Annotated in this window: 19 protein-coding genes and 1 tRNA gene; 8 read left to right on the plus strand and 12 right to left on the minus strand. The window is 58.5% G+C overall.

Features of this window, described 5'->3' with window-relative positions; all coding sequences use genetic code 11:
• Positions 1–6 precede the first annotated feature (6 nt).
• Genes ACTJK5_RS00835 through ACTJK5_RS00855 form a run of 5 tightly spaced genes read left to right on the plus strand, consistent with a single transcriptional unit; the run spans position 7 to position 2,054 of the window.
• Positions 7–228 (plus strand): hypothetical protein, encoded by a 222-nt coding sequence (locus ACTJK5_RS00835; RefSeq protein ID WP_112953583.1) that lies wholly within the window; start codon positions 7–9, stop codon positions 226–228.
• On the plus strand, positions 215–802 hold the full coding sequence (locus ACTJK5_RS00840; RefSeq protein WP_153311671.1) for a lysozyme: 588 nt from the start codon (positions 215–217) through the stop codon (positions 800–802). Before ACTJK5_RS00835 ends, ACTJK5_RS00840 begins: the two co-directional genes overlap by 14 nt.
• Positions 799–1,182 carry a hypothetical protein gene (locus ACTJK5_RS00845; protein ID WP_153311672.1) on the plus strand — a complete coding sequence of 128 codons (384 nt, stop codon included), beginning with the start codon at positions 799–801 and terminating at the stop codon, positions 1,180–1,182. Before ACTJK5_RS00840 ends, ACTJK5_RS00845 begins: the two co-directional genes overlap by 4 nt.
• A complete protein-coding gene (locus ACTJK5_RS00850) occupies positions 1,127–1,423 on the plus strand; it encodes a hypothetical protein (protein WP_153311673.1) in 297 nt (98 codons plus the stop codon). The genes ACTJK5_RS00845 and ACTJK5_RS00850 overlap by 56 nt, the downstream gene beginning before the upstream one ends.
• Complete coding sequence (locus tag ACTJK5_RS00855; protein WP_153311674.1) at positions 1,413–2,054, plus strand: hypothetical protein; 642 nt, start codon at positions 1,413–1,415, stop codon at positions 2,052–2,054. The genes ACTJK5_RS00850 and ACTJK5_RS00855 overlap by 11 nt, the downstream gene beginning before the upstream one ends.
• Before the next feature lie 18 nt (positions 2,055–2,072).
• Here ACTJK5_RS00855 and ACTJK5_RS00860 read toward each other — a convergent pair whose 3' ends face one another.
• Positions 2,073–2,645 carry a DedA family protein gene (locus ACTJK5_RS00860; RefSeq protein ID WP_194286729.1) on the minus strand — a complete coding sequence of 191 codons (573 nt, stop codon included), beginning with the start codon at positions 2,643–2,645 and terminating at the stop codon, positions 2,073–2,075.
• A 168-nt stretch (positions 2,646–2,813) separates the two neighbouring features.
• Here ACTJK5_RS00860 and ACTJK5_RS00865 point away from each other — a divergent pair, with 168 nt between their 5' ends.
• Positions 2,814–2,954, plus strand: a complete 141-nt coding sequence (locus ACTJK5_RS00865) for a DUF2256 domain-containing protein (protein WP_082447324.1) — start codon at positions 2,814–2,816, stop codon at positions 2,952–2,954.
• Positions 2,955–2,997: 43 nt separating this feature from the next.
• Here the strand turns inward: ACTJK5_RS00865 and ACTJK5_RS00870 are convergent, their stop codons facing one another.
• From ACTJK5_RS00870 to cpdR, 11 genes are all read right to left on the minus strand, one after another.
• Positions 2,998–3,384: an ACT domain-containing protein gene (locus ACTJK5_RS00870; RefSeq protein ID WP_210251741.1), complete on the minus strand. Its 387-nt coding sequence runs from the start codon at positions 3,382–3,384 to the stop codon at positions 2,998–3,000.
• A gap of 13 nt (positions 3,385–3,397) precedes the next feature.
• A complete protein-coding gene (locus tag ACTJK5_RS00875) occupies positions 3,398–4,711 on the minus strand; it encodes an acetylglutamate kinase (protein WP_440611646.1) in 1,314 nt (437 codons plus the stop codon).
• Between the two features lie 195 nt (positions 4,712–4,906).
• Complete coding sequence (locus ACTJK5_RS00880; protein ID WP_440611647.1) at positions 4,907–6,226, minus strand: ABC transporter substrate-binding protein; 1,320 nt, start codon at positions 6,224–6,226, stop codon at positions 4,907–4,909.
• A gap of 95 nt (positions 6,227–6,321) precedes the next feature.
• Complete coding sequence (locus ACTJK5_RS00885) at positions 6,322–7,170, minus strand: carbohydrate ABC transporter permease (RefSeq protein ID WP_296076324.1); 849 nt, start codon at positions 7,168–7,170, stop codon at positions 6,322–6,324.
• On the minus strand, positions 7,170–8,093 hold the full coding sequence (locus tag ACTJK5_RS00890) for a carbohydrate ABC transporter permease (RefSeq protein WP_440611648.1): 924 nt from the start codon (positions 8,091–8,093) through the stop codon (positions 7,170–7,172). Before ACTJK5_RS00890 ends, ACTJK5_RS00885 begins: the two co-directional genes overlap by 1 nt.
• Complete coding sequence (locus tag ACTJK5_RS00895) at positions 8,086–9,186, minus strand: ABC transporter ATP-binding protein (RefSeq protein ID WP_296102133.1); 1,101 nt, start codon at positions 9,184–9,186, stop codon at positions 8,086–8,088. Before ACTJK5_RS00895 ends, ACTJK5_RS00890 begins: the two co-directional genes overlap by 8 nt.
• Before the next feature lie 44 nt (positions 9,187–9,230).
• The gene (arfA, locus tag ACTJK5_RS00900; protein ID WP_440611649.1) at positions 9,231–10,742 is read right to left on the minus strand and encodes an arabinosylfuranosidase ArfA; all 1,512 of its coding nucleotides are present in this window, start codon (positions 10,740–10,742) and stop codon (positions 9,231–9,233) included.
• 172 nt (positions 10,743–10,914) lie between these two features.
• Positions 10,915–11,841, minus strand: coding sequence for an ArsR/SmtB family transcription factor (locus ACTJK5_RS00905; RefSeq protein WP_440611650.1), 927 nt, complete (start codon positions 11,839–11,841; stop codon positions 10,915–10,917).
• Between the two features lie 59 nt (positions 11,842–11,900).
• A complete protein-coding gene (locus ACTJK5_RS00910; RefSeq protein ID WP_440611651.1) occupies positions 11,901–12,161 on the minus strand; it encodes a hypothetical protein in 261 nt (86 codons plus the stop codon).
• 227 nt (positions 12,162–12,388) lie between these two features.
• Positions 12,389–12,463: transfer RNA gene (locus tag ACTJK5_RS00915), tRNA-Val, on the minus strand.
• A gap of 81 nt (positions 12,464–12,544) precedes the next feature.
• Positions 12,545–12,907, minus strand: coding sequence for a cell cycle two-component system response regulator CpdR (cpdR, locus tag ACTJK5_RS00920; RefSeq protein WP_027675545.1), 363 nt, complete (start codon positions 12,905–12,907; stop codon positions 12,545–12,547).
• Between the two features lie 180 nt (positions 12,908–13,087).
• Here cpdR and ACTJK5_RS00925 point away from each other — a divergent pair, with 180 nt between their 5' ends.
• Positions 13,088–13,972 (plus strand): N-formylglutamate amidohydrolase, encoded by an 885-nt coding sequence (locus ACTJK5_RS00925; protein WP_440611652.1) that lies wholly within the window; start codon positions 13,088–13,090, stop codon positions 13,970–13,972.
• Positions 13,973–14,312: 340 nt separating this feature from the next.
• On the plus strand, positions 14,313–15,089 hold the full coding sequence (gene hisN / locus ACTJK5_RS00930) for a histidinol-phosphatase (protein WP_112953600.1): 777 nt from the start codon (positions 14,313–14,315) through the stop codon (positions 15,087–15,089).
• Positions 15,090–15,105: the final 16 nt, after the last annotated feature.

Raw genomic sequence — 15,105 nt, forward strand, 5'->3', positions numbered from 1 at the left:
ATCCCCATGCTCATCTCAAATTGGTGGCAGGTGCTCAAACGCGCCTGGTCCATTCGATGGATCGTGCTCGCCGGACTTCTGTCCGGCCTAGAAGTCTTTCTGCCGATCATCGATGGTTCCGTCGAAATTCCGCGCGGGTTGTTCGCCGCGCTATCTGGTGCCGCGACTTGCGCGGCCTTTATCTCCCGAATTCTTGCTCAAAAAGGTGTATCGGATGCCGATCAATAGGATTGTGCCGACGCGGCGTGGTCGGGCGGCTGTTGCGGCTGTGCTGGCCAGTGTCGCTGCGGGTGGTTATGCGGCTTATGACCTTTATTCGGATGCGGGGCGGATGGACCCTGCGGTCATTCTGGCAGTGGAGAAGGCCATCATTCCCTGGGAAGGGCTGGTGTTGACGTCGCACTGGGACCCTTTCGCGAAGATCTGGGATATTTGCTACGGCGAGACCCAGGGTGTGGGTCCGGGCATGAGGAAGACGAAGGCGCAGTGTCGCGATATGCTGCTGCGCCGGGTGCATGACGATTATTATCAGTCGATCATGCAATGTTCGCCGAAGCTTGGGGCGGCACCCGTCAGCGTTCGTGCGTCGATGATTTCCGGGTCCTATAATTTTGGCGTCGGGGCCTGGTGCCGGTCGACCGCGAAGGCGCGGATCGAAGCGGGGCAGTGGCGGGCGGCGTGTGAGGCGCAGACGGCGTTTAACCGGGCGGATGGGCGCATCGTGCGTGGGCTTGTCAATCGTCGGGAGATGGGGGACGCGCAGCGCATCGGTGAAGCCGAACTTTGTGTGAGCGGCCTATGAGTGTCTTCTTTCCGACCTCGCTTGTGGCGCGCCTGGCAGCGCTGATCCTTTTTGTCTTGCTGGTCCTGGGCGGCTTTCGGCTGTGGCTTTCCGCGCATGATGCGGCGCTGCTGAAAGGCTATGTGCTGCTCTCCGAAAAGACCGCGGCCGAGGCCAAGGCGGCCGAACTCGAACGACAGCGCAATGCCGCAGCGCTGGCGCTGGAAGATTATCGCAAACGTGCGGCGGCGGACGCGCTGGCGCAGCAGGCGCTTGAAGCCCAACTCGAAAAGGCGATCCGCAATGACAATCAGAAGATGGATGATGGCGATTACCGCTGGAGCGATGCTGATCGTCTCTGGCTGTGCCGGCAAAGAGGCGCGGCTGATTGCGGCCGCTGATGCGACAGGACGGCTCGCGGCAGGTGTGCGCCTGCCGGATTTGCCGGACGAATGTCGCCAGAAGATGCCGAGGGTCGTTCCGAAATACGGCATCGAAAAGCCGCGCAACACGCAGTTGCGATGGGAGGTGGCTGCCGAGCTTGCCGATCAGCGCACGGGGCGCTGCGCTTCCTTTTACGATGGCGTGAGAACGCGCTTCGACGGAGCGGCACCGCGCCGCGGAGAAAATGATGGGACCTGACGAGATGAATGGCAACGATGCCCACCGGGCCTATAGTGACGCCGCGACCGCCCAGCTCGGCGAGCGCGTCACCAATCTTGGGCGCCGGCAAAGCGATCTTGAAACCGAGATGCGCTCCGGTTTCAAGCAGGTGGAAAACACCATGTCGGCGATTGCCAACGAGATGCGTTCGTCGATCTCGGGGCTGTCCGCCAGCCTTGCGGAGCGCAGCCGCACGCAGTGGCCGGTCGTCTGGTCGGCGGTCGGCGTCTCCTTCACGATTTTGGCGGCGCTGAGCGCTTTCGTCTATGGCACGCTCAGCAAGGATCAGAGCCGGCTGGATACCGCGATCCTGAAGAACTCCGAACTGGCGCAGACAGCGGTCGCGAAACTCGCCGACACCACGCAGCAGAGCATCATTGCGATGACGGAGCGAATGGTAACGCGGCAGGAGATGGAGTGGCGCCAGCAACGCAGCTCCGAAGATCGGCTTCGCATGGAAGCCGAGGTCAAGGATCTGCGCGATGCGCAGGTTCCGCGCCCCGAGCTTGAGCGCGCCTTTGCAGGATATGATCAGCGGTTCGAGGATCAGCAGCGACAGATCGACGAGCAGAGGCGGCAGACAAGCGCTGGTGCGTTGCCTGTGCGGTGATCGTCCTCCTCACGCCGCTTATGTTTTCTCCGATGACCGGATGTAATGATGCGCGCCGAATGCGATGGCGGCGATGATGACAAGGGCTGGAATGATGGCGACAGCCATATGGTGGCCAAGCCCGAGCCTGCCGATGAGGGTCTCGACGGCCTGTCCCAATCCATAGCCGATAGCTGTGATGACGGTGCCCCAGGTGGCGGCGGAGACCAGGTTGATGGCAAAGAAGCGAAGCGGCGAGATGGACGAGAGGCCGATTGCGACCGGGCTGATGGTGCGAATGCCATAGACGAAGCGGAAACAGAAAATGAAGGCGTTGGGATGCTTTTCGAGCCATGACGTTACCCGCGTCATGGCGGGTTTTGCAGTCAAGCGTTTGACGGCTTTGACGCCGCTCGCGTAGCGGCCGAGATAAAACAGAATTTGATCTGCCAGGAACGAGCCCGCCGCAGCGGCCACGGCAGCCTGCCAGTAGGGAAACACGCCCTTGTGGGCAAGCACGCCGCCCAGAAACGCCACGGTCTCTCCCTCCACGCCTGAGCCAATCAGGACGGCGGCTATGCCGTAATCGGTGACGAATTGTTCAAAAGCCATGATGTCTTCCAGATGATCGATCGGTGGTAAGACTGTCATGATGCATAATTGGTTGCCATCAAGGAATGCTTGATGCGGAGATTCTTGCCCGATGCTCGCCGATCCGACGCTCCGATGATCCAGGTGGCAGTCCTTGCCGTAAGCTGGAAAAACACCAGAGGCGTTTCAATGCCGAAACAACGCAAGAAATCCGAATTGCCGTCCAAGATATGCCCGGTGTGCGGGCGGCCCTTCGTCTGGCGGAAGAAATGGGCGAAAGACTGGGAGACTGTGAAATTCTGCTCCCAGCGGTGCCGCGAAGCGAAATGAGGCGTCGCTCCTGATATTCGTGTTCGTGAGAAGCTGCTCGCGCTTACGAAGCGAAGCGATGTCCTGCCTCTTCAAGCAGGCGCGCCGCTCGATCCCACTCTTTCTCCGGCACAAGGATATGCTCGCCATCAAAGGTGCAGAGCACGAAGACGCCGATGCCCTGTTCGGAGATCGGCTGTATCAGCGATTGGAGAATACCCGTAGCATTAAACGGGATCGGGCCGAGGCTGCGGAAGCAGCGCCAGTTTGGTTCGACTTCGACGTTTGTTGGTACCCGGTCCTGCAGGCAGACGAGGGTCAGTTCGTCGTCGCTTCTGACCATGGCGGAAAAGCCGGGGCCGTCAAACCATGCAGGCAACGTGGCATCGGGCGAAAGGCGCGCGACGCTGAAGACGCCCGGAACGGCCCGTAGATTTATTGCGTGTGGCACGGCGCCTTCTCCTTCACGGTTTTGTTTCAGTGTTGATCAAGGTCGTTGGTCGCACGGCACAATGGGCGACGCATTTTTCGATCTGCGAGAAATCCGTCAGGCCGCACCAGAACACTTTCCACCGCTCCTGTTTGAAGCAGCCATCGGACTGGGCGTAGTAGAAGATGTTGACCTGATTGTTGTGGCGCGAGCGCCAGAACAATTGCGGCGTCTCTTCGCGCATGACCTTCCAGACCGCACGGCCGAGGCCTTCTCCCTGTGCTTCGTCCAGCACTGCGAATTTGTCGAGATAGGGTACGCCATCCTCTTCCGTCAGGATGATGGCGGCGCGGTAGTGCTCGCTGATATAGGCGCGCAGCAGCCGAGTGCGCTGGAAATAATCGTCGACGACGCGTCGTCCGAAACTCGATTCAATCAGCGCCCGCAAGCGGGTCAGGTCGAGTTCTTCCCATGATGTGGCGCGCAGCACCCGTTCACCACGGCGGATCAGCGTGCCGGAGCCCTTATGGGTGAAAAGCTCTTGCGCCAGGTTGGCCGGGTTGGTGATGGAGATCGAGGATTCCATTGGCAAGCCATCGAGCAATTGCTTCATCCGCTCGATCTTGAAGGTGAAGCCGCTGTCCGAATAGGCCTTCTCTGCGAACTGGTCGTATTCTGTGGAGAGGTTGATCGAGTCGATCCTGCGACCATTGTCATGGCGCAAGCCGCCAGAGCTCGTGAGAAAGATCACCTTGAAGGGCTGCAGCGCGCGCACCAACTCGTTGGTCGCGTCATCGCTGCCGATCTCTATTGTCTGGCCGGATGGGGTTTCGCCAACACTGCTGATGACAGGGATCGATCCTGCATCGAGACTGGCTTCGATCGGCGCCAATCTCACTGCGCTCACTGTTGCGAGGCGAGAGCTGGCATTGCTTGTCGGAACGTCTGCTGCAAACACGCCTGCCGTGATCGAGGTGGCGCGCGTGCCTTGCTCCTGCAGCAATTGAACGAGCTTCAGGTTGAGGCCATCAAACGTCTCGCCATCGGCAGTCTCTTGTGGCTCGCCATCGGCGCTGGCTGCCCTCTCGTGCGTGGCGCTCTCATCCTCTGCCCCAGAACTACGTCCCAACAGAACAATCGGTGTCAGCCCCACTTGCTGCAGAAACGACAGAGAAGAGGCGGTGGCCTCTGCCTCCTGCGCATCGCGCAGAATGGCGCCATCGATGTTGACGAGCGCGAAGCGCTTGGCATCGAGCTGGGAGAAGCGTTTCAGATACTGGTCGATCTCCTTGGCGCTTGCCATGGTGGAGAGAAGACGCACGATTGTCTGGCGGGTGTCGCTTTGCATTCTAGGCACGGTCGTTAACTGTCTCGGGCGATGAAGTGGGCTTCACCCATAGGACCAAGAGTGGTCTTTTCCAAATCATATCGACCACAAGGGTGAAAAAGAGGTCGCGCTCTCCCTCAAACAAAATCTCGCGCCTCGCCCCCGGGAGGGTAGGCGAGACGCGAGAGACCGCAGCAAAGGGCTGCAGCCGGCAGATCAGAGGTTGGCGAGAAGCTCGTTGACGCGGCTTTCCATGTCGGCGAGCGCAGAATCGACGTCCTTCTGGCCGGTGATGGCCGCACTCATTTCCTCGCCGACAATGTCTTGAATGGCGAACTGGCGCTGGACGGCAGAGGGCAGCGGCTTGCCGAGCGTGGCGATCGGCGCAATCGTGTCGCGATGCGGCAGCGCCTTGAACTCGGCGGAGTCGATGACCGCCTTGTAAGCTGGCAGGTGACCTGTGCGCGACCATTCAAAATCATTATCGGCAAAGAATTTCAGGAACTTGGCGATGGCCGCTTCCTGCTCCGGCGTGCGATCCTTCTTGGAAACCGCCCAGCTGTGGCCATCGGCATATTGCGCCTTGGCGCCAGGGAAGAGCTGCGGATAGGGATAGACCGCATAGCCGCCCTTGTTCAGCGCAGTGCCCGGCTTTTCAGATTGGGCATTGTAGTCGCCGACCATCCAGGTGCCGTTCAGGTGCACACCGCCTTCACCGCCGAGAAACGCGTTGATGGAGCCGCCGTAATCAAGGTCCTTCGTCGTGTCGTCCTTTTCGAAGATGGTCTTGTACATCTCCACGATCTTGCGTGCTTCCGGCGTGTTGAACTTCACCTTCTTCGGATCAGCGAAGAAATCGGAATTCTGCTGGAAGAGGTAGGTGTAGAGATTGCGGGCATAGAGCGCCGTCTCGTTGGCAAGGTTCTGGACGAAATAGGGCTTGCCGGTCTTCTGCTTGAACTGCTCGGTTTGGGCCAGCAACTCTTCCGGCGACTTTGGCAGGATCGGCGTGCCATCGGCATTGACGAGGCCTGCGGTTTTGAACAGGTCCATGTTGATATGATAGAGCATGGTCCAGTTGTCGATCGGCAGGCCGTAGATCTTGCCGTTCTTGGTGACACCTTCCTTGGCGGCGTCGGTAAATTTGTCCGGCGTCACGCCGACCGTCTTCAGCATGTCGTCAAGCGGGACCAGCAGATCCTTGGACTGATAGTCGGACAGGACAGATTCATGGATGGTGACGATATCCGGTGCGTCGCCCGAGGCGAACTGAGCGGTCAACTGGTCGTAGCCCGGCCATTCCACCGTGGTGACATTGATCTTGATATCGGGATTGTCGGCAGCGAATTTGTTGATCATCGAGGTGATGATGCCGCATTCGCCCACCGCCTTGCTGACATCGGTGTTCTTGCCAAAGTCTGCATCGCAAGCGCCGAAGAAGCGCTGCACCTGCAATTCGGTCTCGGCAAAGCTTGGTGATGCGACCAGCACCGCGGCTGCGGATATGGTGGCGAGAAACAATGTCCTCAAAGTCATGATAGTCTCCTCCTCCTCAGGTTTCGCCGTCGCTGGGCGAGCGGCGTCTTTTCCTCATTCGTTCAGGCCTTGCATCTTGGCCGGAGCGTCATGCATCACCGCACCGCCGCGCCAGAGACGGCGGTGACGATATATTTCTGGAAAAACAGATAGATGATCAGGATCGGTGCGCCGGCGAACACCGCCTGCGCCATCAGAAAGCCGATGCCCTGCGACTGGGCAAAGTTCATTTGCGTCGAGGCAATGCCGACGGTGAGCGTGAACATTTCCTTCTTCGTCGCAGAGATCAGCGGCCAGAAGTAATCGTTCCAGGCGCCGAGAAAGGTGAAGATGCCAAGTGTCGCTTGGGCCGGAACGGTCAGTGGCAGAAGCACCTTCCAGAAGACGCGGAAGCGGCTGGCATTATCCAGGATCGCCGCCTCATCCAGCTCCTTTGGAATGGCGCGGAAATATTGCGTCATCAGGAACACGCCGAAGGCGGACGACAGACCGGGCAGGATCAAGCCCGGATAGGAATTGTGCAGGCCAAGCCAGCTGAAGATCTGATGGCGGGCAATCAGCACCGCCTGTTCCGGCACGGCGAGACCCAATAGCACGAGGACGAATAGCACGTCGCGACCGGGGAAGTTCAGCCGGGCGAAGCCATAACCCGCTAGCGACGACAGGATCAGCGTCATGATCGTCATGCCGCCCGCCACCACGATGCTGTTGAACACCCAGAGGAACACGCTGGAGGTGCCGATCGTGTCGATATAGTTCTTGATCGTGTAGGGCAGATGGAAGACCGAATGCGGATCGACCATCAGCGCATTGTTGTCTTTCAAGGACAGCGCGATGACGTAAATGACAGGCGCTGCCATGACGATGGCCAGAAGGATGACGAGGCCGTAGAGAACGCGGTCGCCGAAGGATCTGCCGATGATGTTGGAGTTTTGCGAAGCCATCACGCATCTGCCTTTCTGCGGGACACCAGAAATTGCACCATGGCCGCGATCAGGATCAGCACGAAAAGCACTTCGGACGCGGCGGCACCGAGGCCAAGATCCCAGCGGCGGAAGGCGGTTTCGTAGATATAGAAGACGATCGGCTTGGTGAGGTTGTTCGGGCCACCGCGCGTCATCAACAGCGCCTGGCCGAAGAGCTGGAACTGAAAGACGATCTGGATGATGACGACGAGCACGAAGGTGCGCTTGATCGAGGGCAGGGTGATGGACCGCAGCGTCTGCCAGCGGTTGGCATTATCGAGGGCTGCGGCCTCGTAGATATCCTGCGGGATCTGTTGAAGGGCCGAGAGAAACAGCATCATCGGCAGGCCGATGCACCACCAGACGGTGGCGATAGCGATGCCGATCATAGCAAGGCTCGGGTCCGACAGGAAGGCAGGGGCACGAGCACCGAACAGGCCGAAAATCATCGACAGAAGGCCGATATCGGGAATGTAGACGATCCGCCAGATCAGCGTGACGATGGTGACGGAGAGAACCGACGACGAAAAGAACAGGCCTCTGAGAACGGCGGCGCTGCGGGTGCGCTTGTTAAGGCAGAGCGCCAGAAACAGGCCGAGCAAGGCCAGCGACGGGACGGTCAAGAGAACGAAATAGAAGGTGTTCCAGATCGACTGCAGGAAGATCTTGTCATTGAACAGGCGGACATAATTTCCGAGGCCGATGAAGCGGCCGGAGGAGAATGTATCCGCCTTGTGGAAGGACAGCCAGATTCCCCAGAAGAGCGGAACGACAAGCAGCGTGACGAAGAAGACGAGATAGGGCGCGACGAAGACGAAGTTTCGCCATTGCGGCGCGTAGATATCGACGCTTTTTCTTCGCTTGATTGGGGCTTTATTTGCTGCGGTCAGTGCTTCAGCCATGACCCACCTCCCGCGCATGCCAGGCGCGGCCTGACGCATCGAAGAGATGCGCCTTGGCGCTATCGAAGGAGAGGGCCACCCGGTCGCCGACCGTAACACGGCTATCGCCGCTATCGGAGCCGACAAGCTGCTGGCCGTCGGCAAGGCGCACATAGACCAGCGTGCGCTCTCCCAGCCGCTCCACCACATCCACAATGCCTTCGGCAGAGCCGCTGCCGGGTGTGGTGATGCGCACGTCTTCCGAGCGCAGGCCGAGTTCGAATGCGCCGGGCGCGATGCCTGCGGCGGGAATGGCGGTTGCGATCTTGATGCCGGAGGCGGTTTCGACGCTCACCAAGCCAGCATCCGTGCCGATGGTGACGGGCAGGAAATTCATTGCCGGGGCACCGACGAAGCCGGCGACGAAGCGGCTGGCGGGACGATTGTAGATCTCCATCGGAGTACCGATCTGCTCGATCTGCCGGTTGTTCATGACGACGATTCGGTCTGCCAGCGTCATGGCTTCGATCTGGTCATGGGTGACGAAGATCATCGTTGATTTCAGCCGCTGGTGCAGTTGGGCAAGCTCGATGCGGGTGCGGGTACGCAATGCAGCATCGAGATTGGACAGCGGCTCGTCGAAGAGAAAGGCTTTCGGCTCCTTAACCACCGCACGACCGATGGCGACGCGCTGGCGCTGGCCTCCGGACAGCTGGCCGGGCTTGCGCTCCAGCAGATGGCCGATCTCCAGCATGCGTGCGGCTTCGGCAATACGGGCATCGATGACGGAGCTGTCGACGGCGATGTTCTTCAGCCCGAAGGCCATGTTGTCGCGCACCGTCATATGCGGATAGAGCGCATAGGACTGGAAGACCATGGCGACGCCGCGCTTGCCGGGCGGCTGGTCGTCGATGCGTTCGCCATTGATGCGGATTTCGCCGTCATCGACACTTTCCAGCCCGGCAATCATGCGTAAAAGCGTGGACTTGCCGCAGCCGGAAGGGCCGAGGAAGACGACGAATTCATGCGCCGGAATGGAAAGCGACAGCCCTTCGAAAACGGTCAGCCCGCCGAAGTGCTTGCTCACATTGTTGATATCGATACTTGCCGTCATTGTCTCTCCTCCCATGACCCGTCTGGCATTCCCGGCTCAGCCGGTCAGACCTTGATGCGGAGCATCTGGTAGGAGTAGGGAGCGCAACGCGCCGAAAGCCGCCCGTTGGCAAGCGTTGCAGTATCGGCCTTTTTCGGCGCGACGTTGTTCATATTCGCTTGCGTGTTGACGGCCTTCAGATCGGCATGGGTCATGACCTGGTGATCGGCGATGCTGCTTTCGCTGCCGAAGGCTGCGACGTCGAAGTCGGCCTCGATCTCCTTGTCGGAGCGGTTGACAATGAAGAAGCTGACGAAGCGGCCTTCCTCGTCATGCACGGCGGATACGTCGAGGCAGGATACCTCGCCCGCCACATCGCTCTTATAGGTGGGGCTGTCGACCTTCAGATCCAGCGCCTTGCCGCGACCGTAGCGGGAGGCAAACAGGAAGGGATAGAAGATCGTCTGGCGCCAGGCCGGTCCGTTCGGCGCGGTCATGATCGGCGCAATGACGTTCACGAGCTGCGCCAGGCAGGCAATGCGCACCACATGCGAACGGCGAATGAAGGTGTTGAGTATCAGGCCGACCTGCAGCACATCCTCAAACGTGTAGATGTCTTCCAGAAGCGGTGGGGCAAAGGGCCAGCCATCGGCACCGGCAAGCGTCTTCTTGTCCTGTTCCTTCGAGTGATACCAGACGTTCCATTCGTCGAATGAGATATAGACCTGGCGCGAGGAGCGTTTCTTGGCCTTGATGTAATCAATGACGCCTGCGACCGACATGATGTAGTCGTCGAGCTTCTGGTTCATCGCCAGATAGTTGCCGACATTATTGGCGTGATTGTCGAAATACATATGCAGCGAGATGTAATCGACCTCATTATAAGTGTGATCGAGAACGGTTGCTTCCCACTCCGGATAGGTCGGCATCTTGGCGTTGGACGAGCCACAGACGACAAGTTCGAGCGAGCTGTCGAAGGCGCGCATGGCCTTGGCGGTCTCATGGGCCAGGCGGCCATACTCATCGGCTGTCTTGTGGCCGATCTGCCAGGGGCCATCCATCTCGTTGCCGAGGCACCAGAGCTTGACGTCGAAGGGCTCCTTGCGCCCATTGGCAATGCGCTTGTCGCTCCACTCGCTGCCGCCGGGGTGATTGGCATATTCCAGTATATTGCGCGCTTCATCCAGACCACGTGAGCCAAGATTGACGGCCAGCATCATTTCGGTGTTGGCGGATACGCACCAGTCGGCAAATTCATGCAGGCCGACTTCGTTGCTCTCAGAAGTATGCCAGGCAAGATCGAGGCGTACGGGACGTTCTTCCTTCGGGCCAACACCATCTTCCCAATTGTAGGCGGAAACGAAGTTGCCGCCGGGATAGCGCACGATCGGAACATCCAGTTCCTTGACGAGATCGATGACATCCTGACGCATGCCGTTCTGATCGGCCGCTTCGTGGGCTGGCTCGTAGATGCCGGTATAGACCGCGCGACCGAGATGCTCGATGAAAGACCCGTAGAGTCTTGGATCAATATCCGCCACGACAAATTGCGGATGCGCCACAACCGACACCTTCATGCATTCCTCCCATTAATATCATAAAAAACGATATGTATCGCCATTGCTGATAATAAATCGGAAAATCCGGTAAGGGTCAACCGGAAGAGCGCTGATGCCGCGTGAAGAAGCTACCCGTAATTTCTAACAACTTGATGTCGCTTTCTTATTTTAAATATCGGAATTCTTGATATTATTCGATTTTCAGGCGCAGAACGATGTCCTGATCGTAATTGCCAAAGCCCTTGCCGAAGATATTGATGCCGCCTGGATGGGAAGCGTCGTCCTCGATACCGATGCGCACGCGAATGGAGTGATGGCTGGCGAGATCGAGGTCGGCCAGCGTCACATCGGAAATCTGCACGCCATCGACGAAGGTGCCGTCCGGTCCGACGCGCCAGTTCTTCAGCTTGCCATATTGCGAGCCCTTGAGCTTCCACCAGTCTGGCGTATAGACGCCACGCTTATCGCCGAAATCTCCGGGCGAGGTCCACACGCCGACCTTCTTGCCGTTGATGGTCAGCGTTATGTCAGACGGCCAGTCGGCGCTGGTTCCTGGCACTTCCGAGCTCAGCTCCACCGCCACTTCAAGCTCGCGAATTGCGGCGTTGGAGAGTTTGGCATTGTTGGGGAACTGATATTCCACATGGCCACGGGTAAACCAGATCAGCCCGGCCTTCATCCGGTCCGGATCCAGAAGCGCATTCGGCACATCGAGAAGCCCGATAATGCCGTCTGTGGAGCAGAGCCCGCAAGGCGCCGTTACCTCGAAGCCGGTGTAAAGACCCACTGGCATGGCCACCTCGATCATGTCCTTGCGCGGCTCACGCACCTCGCTTTTGAAGACGACAACAACCTCTTCCACCGTGGCGCGACAGATTTTCTGGCTGCCCTTGCGCGCCTTCTGCGTTTCGCTCTGCAGCAGGCCGGCATCTTCCAGAATCTGGATATGGGTGGAAACAGTCGATTGCGGCAGTTCCAGAGCCGCCGCCATGTCGTTGACATTCATCGGGCCGCGGTCATGCAGCATTTTCAACATGGTCGCTCGCGTCGGCGAGGCAATGCCCTTCAACACGGTGTGGTCGGTCTCGGGATCGATGATGAGGAATTTTTTCGTCATGGCGCTTTTACATTCGGATTTTCCGATTTGTATCGCGCTTTCTGATAATTGAAAAGTCGCTACTTCCTGTCTGCCCGATCCCGTCTAGAGGCGGTGAGGCTGAAATAGGCTTGCAGGAGCACGGATACGAAAAATCCGACGGCAGCGAGAGCGGTATAGGCTACGAGGCGATTGGAGAGCGTGTACCATCCGCACAGGATCGCTACGGCATTCATTGCCATCAGAGCTGCAACGACGCCAAAAAAGCAGATTGCTGCTTTCCACGGACCTGAGGCGGCGCTGACGAAGCGCCTCAGCCCAGATGAGGTGCGATTGCTCATTCGTCTACCTTTATCACATAGTCCTGTTTCTATCGCGCCCGGACTCATCCTCGGAGCGAAGGGAACTCATGCCGCACTGGCTCTTCGCCACGGTGCGTTCTGGCTTGCTGTTTCGAACGCCAGCGACGTGGTCCTGTGTGCGTTATATTGCTGTCTGGGGAAGGGCGGGACAATAAAGAAAAAGGCCCTGCAATATTTTGCAAGGCCTTGATTTCTTTGAATTCGGATGGTGGGCGTGACAGGGATTGAACCTGTGACCCCTACGATGTCAACGTAGTGCTCTCCCGCTGAGCTACACGCCCTCCGTTGCGGCGCATAAATCACATAACCGAATGAAGCGTCAACTGCCTTTTTCGATTTTGTGACAGGTTTTTTTGAAACCCTTACGCCACAAGGAGTTTGTTGACCTCGTCGACGAGGTCGCGAAGGTGGAATGGCTTGGAAAGCACCTTGGCATCCTTCGGCGCCTTCGAATCAGCATTCAAAGCAACCGCTGCGAAACCGGTGATGAACATGACCTTGAGGTCGGGATCGAGTTCGGTGGCGCGGCGCGCAAGCTCGATGCCGTCCATTTCCGGCATGACGATATCGGTCAAAAGCAGTGAGAAAGGCTCTTCGCGAAGCCGATCATAGGCGCTTGCACCATTATCGAAGGACGAGACCTTGTATCCGGCCTTTTCAAGCGCCTTCACCAGGAAGCGGCGCATGTCATTGTCGTCTTCGGCGAGAAGAATTTTCTGAACCATATAAGTGACCGTAACTACAGAATTATTGGGATACCCTATCGCGATTGTACCATTGTCGGAGTAAATATCATGTGAATGGTAGAATCACGAGAGGGTGACTGCCTGCCAGTATGGACTTGCACTGGCGCAACTGGCAACATGATGCGTCTGGCAGAATTATGACATGGTAAACGGGACGGCATGGACTGGGTGACGGGCGAATATGAGCTGTTCGAGGTGTGCGAGCCAGCGGTGCACAGCATTCCCTTCGTCTATAATTCACCCCATAGTGGCCGCTGTTACCCCGTTTCCTTTCTTGAATCCTCGCGGCTCGATTCCTACGAAATCCGCCGCTCGGAAGATTGCTTCGTCGATGAGCTTTTTGCGTGCGCTCCTGATATCGGCGCGCCGCTGCTGAAGGCCAATTTTCCCCGCGCCTATCTGGATGTCAACCGCGAGCCCTATGAGCTCGATCCTCGCATGTTCGACGGCGCACTGCCATCTTACGCCAATATCGGCTCCATGCGCGTTGCAGGCGGTCTTGGCACCGTGCCGCGCATCGTGGCGGAGAACATGGATATCTACGCGCACCGCCTATCGGTGGAGGAGGGGCTGTCGCGTGTCGAGGGCATCTATAAGCCCTATCATACGTGCCTGCGCCGGCTGGTTTCACGCACCCATGCCAATCACGGCATGGCTGTCTTGATCGATTGCCATTCGATGCCGGGCAATATTCGCCTCGCGGGCTCGAACATCCGCCCCGATATCATTATCGGCGATCGTTACGGCACGAGTGCTTCCGCCGAGATTTCCCGTGCCGCGCTGCATTTCCTAGAAGAACTTGGCTTCACCGCCGTGTGCAACAAGCCCTATGCCGGCGGTTTCATCACCGAGCATTATGGCCGGCCGATCCGCTCGCTGCATGCGTTGCAGATCGAGGTCAACCGTGCGCTCTATGTGGACGAGAAGACGTTTCTGAAGGCGGCGGATTTTCCGGCCATGCAATCGGCCCTGGAAATCTTCATGCGCCAGTTGGCGGCTTTCGTGTCGGAATACGCGATCGACATGGCGCTTGCCGCCGAATAAGTCGCTTAACACCCTCTCATTGTTCAACTGTTTCTGCCTTGCGGCTATCGCATGGGCAAAAAAAACCGCGCCTTCGCGCGGTTAAGTCTAGGGAGGAAACACCCAAGGAGGGTATTTACAGTCAAAGACTGTGACCTTCAGAGTAGAGAAATCTGCTTAATTGTCAATCATTTTTATTTTTGATTAAAAAATGCACACCAATAAGGCGTTTGCTTTTCTGCTGTGCGAATTCTCAGATAATATGCCCTGCGCCTGAGCAATTTCGCGTTTTGTTTGGGAGTGGACGACAGACGGTCCGGCGCGCTATGTCTCTCTTCCAAAAGAGACGCCGGGGACTTCCATGCTGCCAGATCGCAATTTCTTCTTCCGCCTTGCCGATGCCGCCAAGGCCGAGACGCTGCCCCGGTTTCGCACCGGCATCGCCGTCGATAACAAGCAGGCTGGCGGCTACGATCCGGTGACGGAAGGCGACCAGGCGGCGGAGGCGGCGATCCGCGCTCTGATCACCGAGCATTTTCCCGATCACGGCATTCTTGGCGAAGAGCATGGCAGCATCGGCCTTGACCGTGAGCATATCTGGGTGATCGACCCGATCGACGGCACTCGCGCCTTCATTTCCGGCGTGCCGGTCTGGGGAACGCTGATCGGCTTCCAATCGGGCGGGCGCGCCAAGATGGGCCTGATGGACCAGCCCTTCACCGGTGAGCGCTACTTCGCCGATGGGAAAAAGGCCTGGTACAAGGGGCAGGAAGGTGAGAAGCAGATCAAGACACGGGCGTGCCAATCGCTATCGGACGCCGTGCTCTTCACCACCTCGCCGCATATCTTCACGGCCGCCGAGGCCGAGCGTTACGGCCAGATCCAGGACAAGGTGCGGCTCTTCCGTTATGGCGTGGATTGCTACGCCTATGCGCTGCTGGCCGCCGGTCATGTGGATCTCGTGATCGAATCCGGCCTGAAGCCCTATGATGTCGGTGCGCTGATCCCGATCATCGAACAGGCGGGCGGCATCATCACCACCTGGGATGGCGGACGACCGGAAGGGGCGGGGCGTATTATTGCTGCCGGCAGCAAGGCTGTGCATGAGGAGGCGCTGGCGCTGCTCTCCGGCCTCTGAAACTTTTGGGGCTGGG

The sequence above is a fragment of the Agrobacterium sp. 22094 genome (assembly GCF_052046015.1).
Lineage (GTDB): Bacteria > Pseudomonadota > Alphaproteobacteria > Rhizobiales > Rhizobiaceae > Agrobacterium > Agrobacterium cavarae.

Coding starts and splice junctions, on each gene's coding strand:
- ACTJK5_RS00835 (WP_112953583.1), top strand. CDS start 7: ATGCTCATCTCAAATTGGTGGCAGGTGCTCAAACGCGCCTGGTCCATT.
- ACTJK5_RS00840 (WP_153311671.1), top strand. CDS start 215: ATGCCGATCAATAGGATTGTGCCGACGCGGCGTGGTCGGGCGGCTGTT.
- ACTJK5_RS00845 (WP_153311672.1), top strand. CDS start 799: ATGAGTGTCTTCTTTCCGACCTCGCTTGTGGCGCGCCTGGCAGCGCTG.
- ACTJK5_RS00850 (WP_153311673.1), top strand. CDS start 1,127: ATGCTGATCGTCTCTGGCTGTGCCGGCAAAGAGGCGCGGCTGATTGCG.
- ACTJK5_RS00855 (WP_153311674.1), top strand. CDS start 1,413: ATGGGACCTGACGAGATGAATGGCAACGATGCCCACCGGGCCTATAGT.
- ACTJK5_RS00860 (WP_194286729.1), bottom strand. CDS start 2,645: ATGGCTTTTGAACAATTCGTCACCGATTACGGCATAGCCGCCGTCCTG.
- ACTJK5_RS00865 (WP_082447324.1), top strand. CDS start 2,814: ATGCCGAAACAACGCAAGAAATCCGAATTGCCGTCCAAGATATGCCCG.
- ACTJK5_RS00875 (WP_440611646.1), bottom strand. CDS start 4,711: ATGCAAAGCGACACCCGCCAGACAATCGTGCGTCTTCTCTCCACCATG.
- ACTJK5_RS00880 (WP_440611647.1), bottom strand. CDS start 6,226: ATGACTTTGAGGACATTGTTTCTCGCCACCATATCCGCAGCCGCGGTG.
- ACTJK5_RS00885 (WP_296076324.1), bottom strand. CDS start 7,170: ATGGCTTCGCAAAACTCCAACATCATCGGCAGATCCTTCGGCGACCGC.
- ACTJK5_RS00890 (WP_440611648.1), bottom strand. CDS start 8,093: ATGGCTGAAGCACTGACCGCAGCAAATAAAGCCCCAATCAAGCGAAGA.
- ACTJK5_RS00895 (WP_296102133.1), bottom strand. CDS start 9,186: ATGACGGCAAGTATCGATATCAACAATGTGAGCAAGCACTTCGGCGGG.
- arfA (WP_440611649.1), bottom strand. CDS start 10,742: ATGAAGGTGTCGGTTGTGGCGCATCCGCAATTTGTCGTGGCGGATATT.
- ACTJK5_RS00905 (WP_440611650.1), bottom strand. CDS start 11,841: ATGACGAAAAAATTCCTCATCATCGATCCCGAGACCGACCACACCGTG.
- ACTJK5_RS00910 (WP_440611651.1), bottom strand. CDS start 12,161: ATGAGCAATCGCACCTCATCTGGGCTGAGGCGCTTCGTCAGCGCCGCC.
- cpdR (WP_027675545.1), bottom strand. CDS start 12,907: ATGGTTCAGAAAATTCTTCTCGCCGAAGACGACAATGACATGCGCCGC.
- ACTJK5_RS00925 (WP_440611652.1), top strand. CDS start 13,088: ATGGACTGGGTGACGGGCGAATATGAGCTGTTCGAGGTGTGCGAGCCA.
- hisN (WP_112953600.1), top strand. CDS start 14,313: ATGCTGCCAGATCGCAATTTCTTCTTCCGCCTTGCCGATGCCGCCAAG.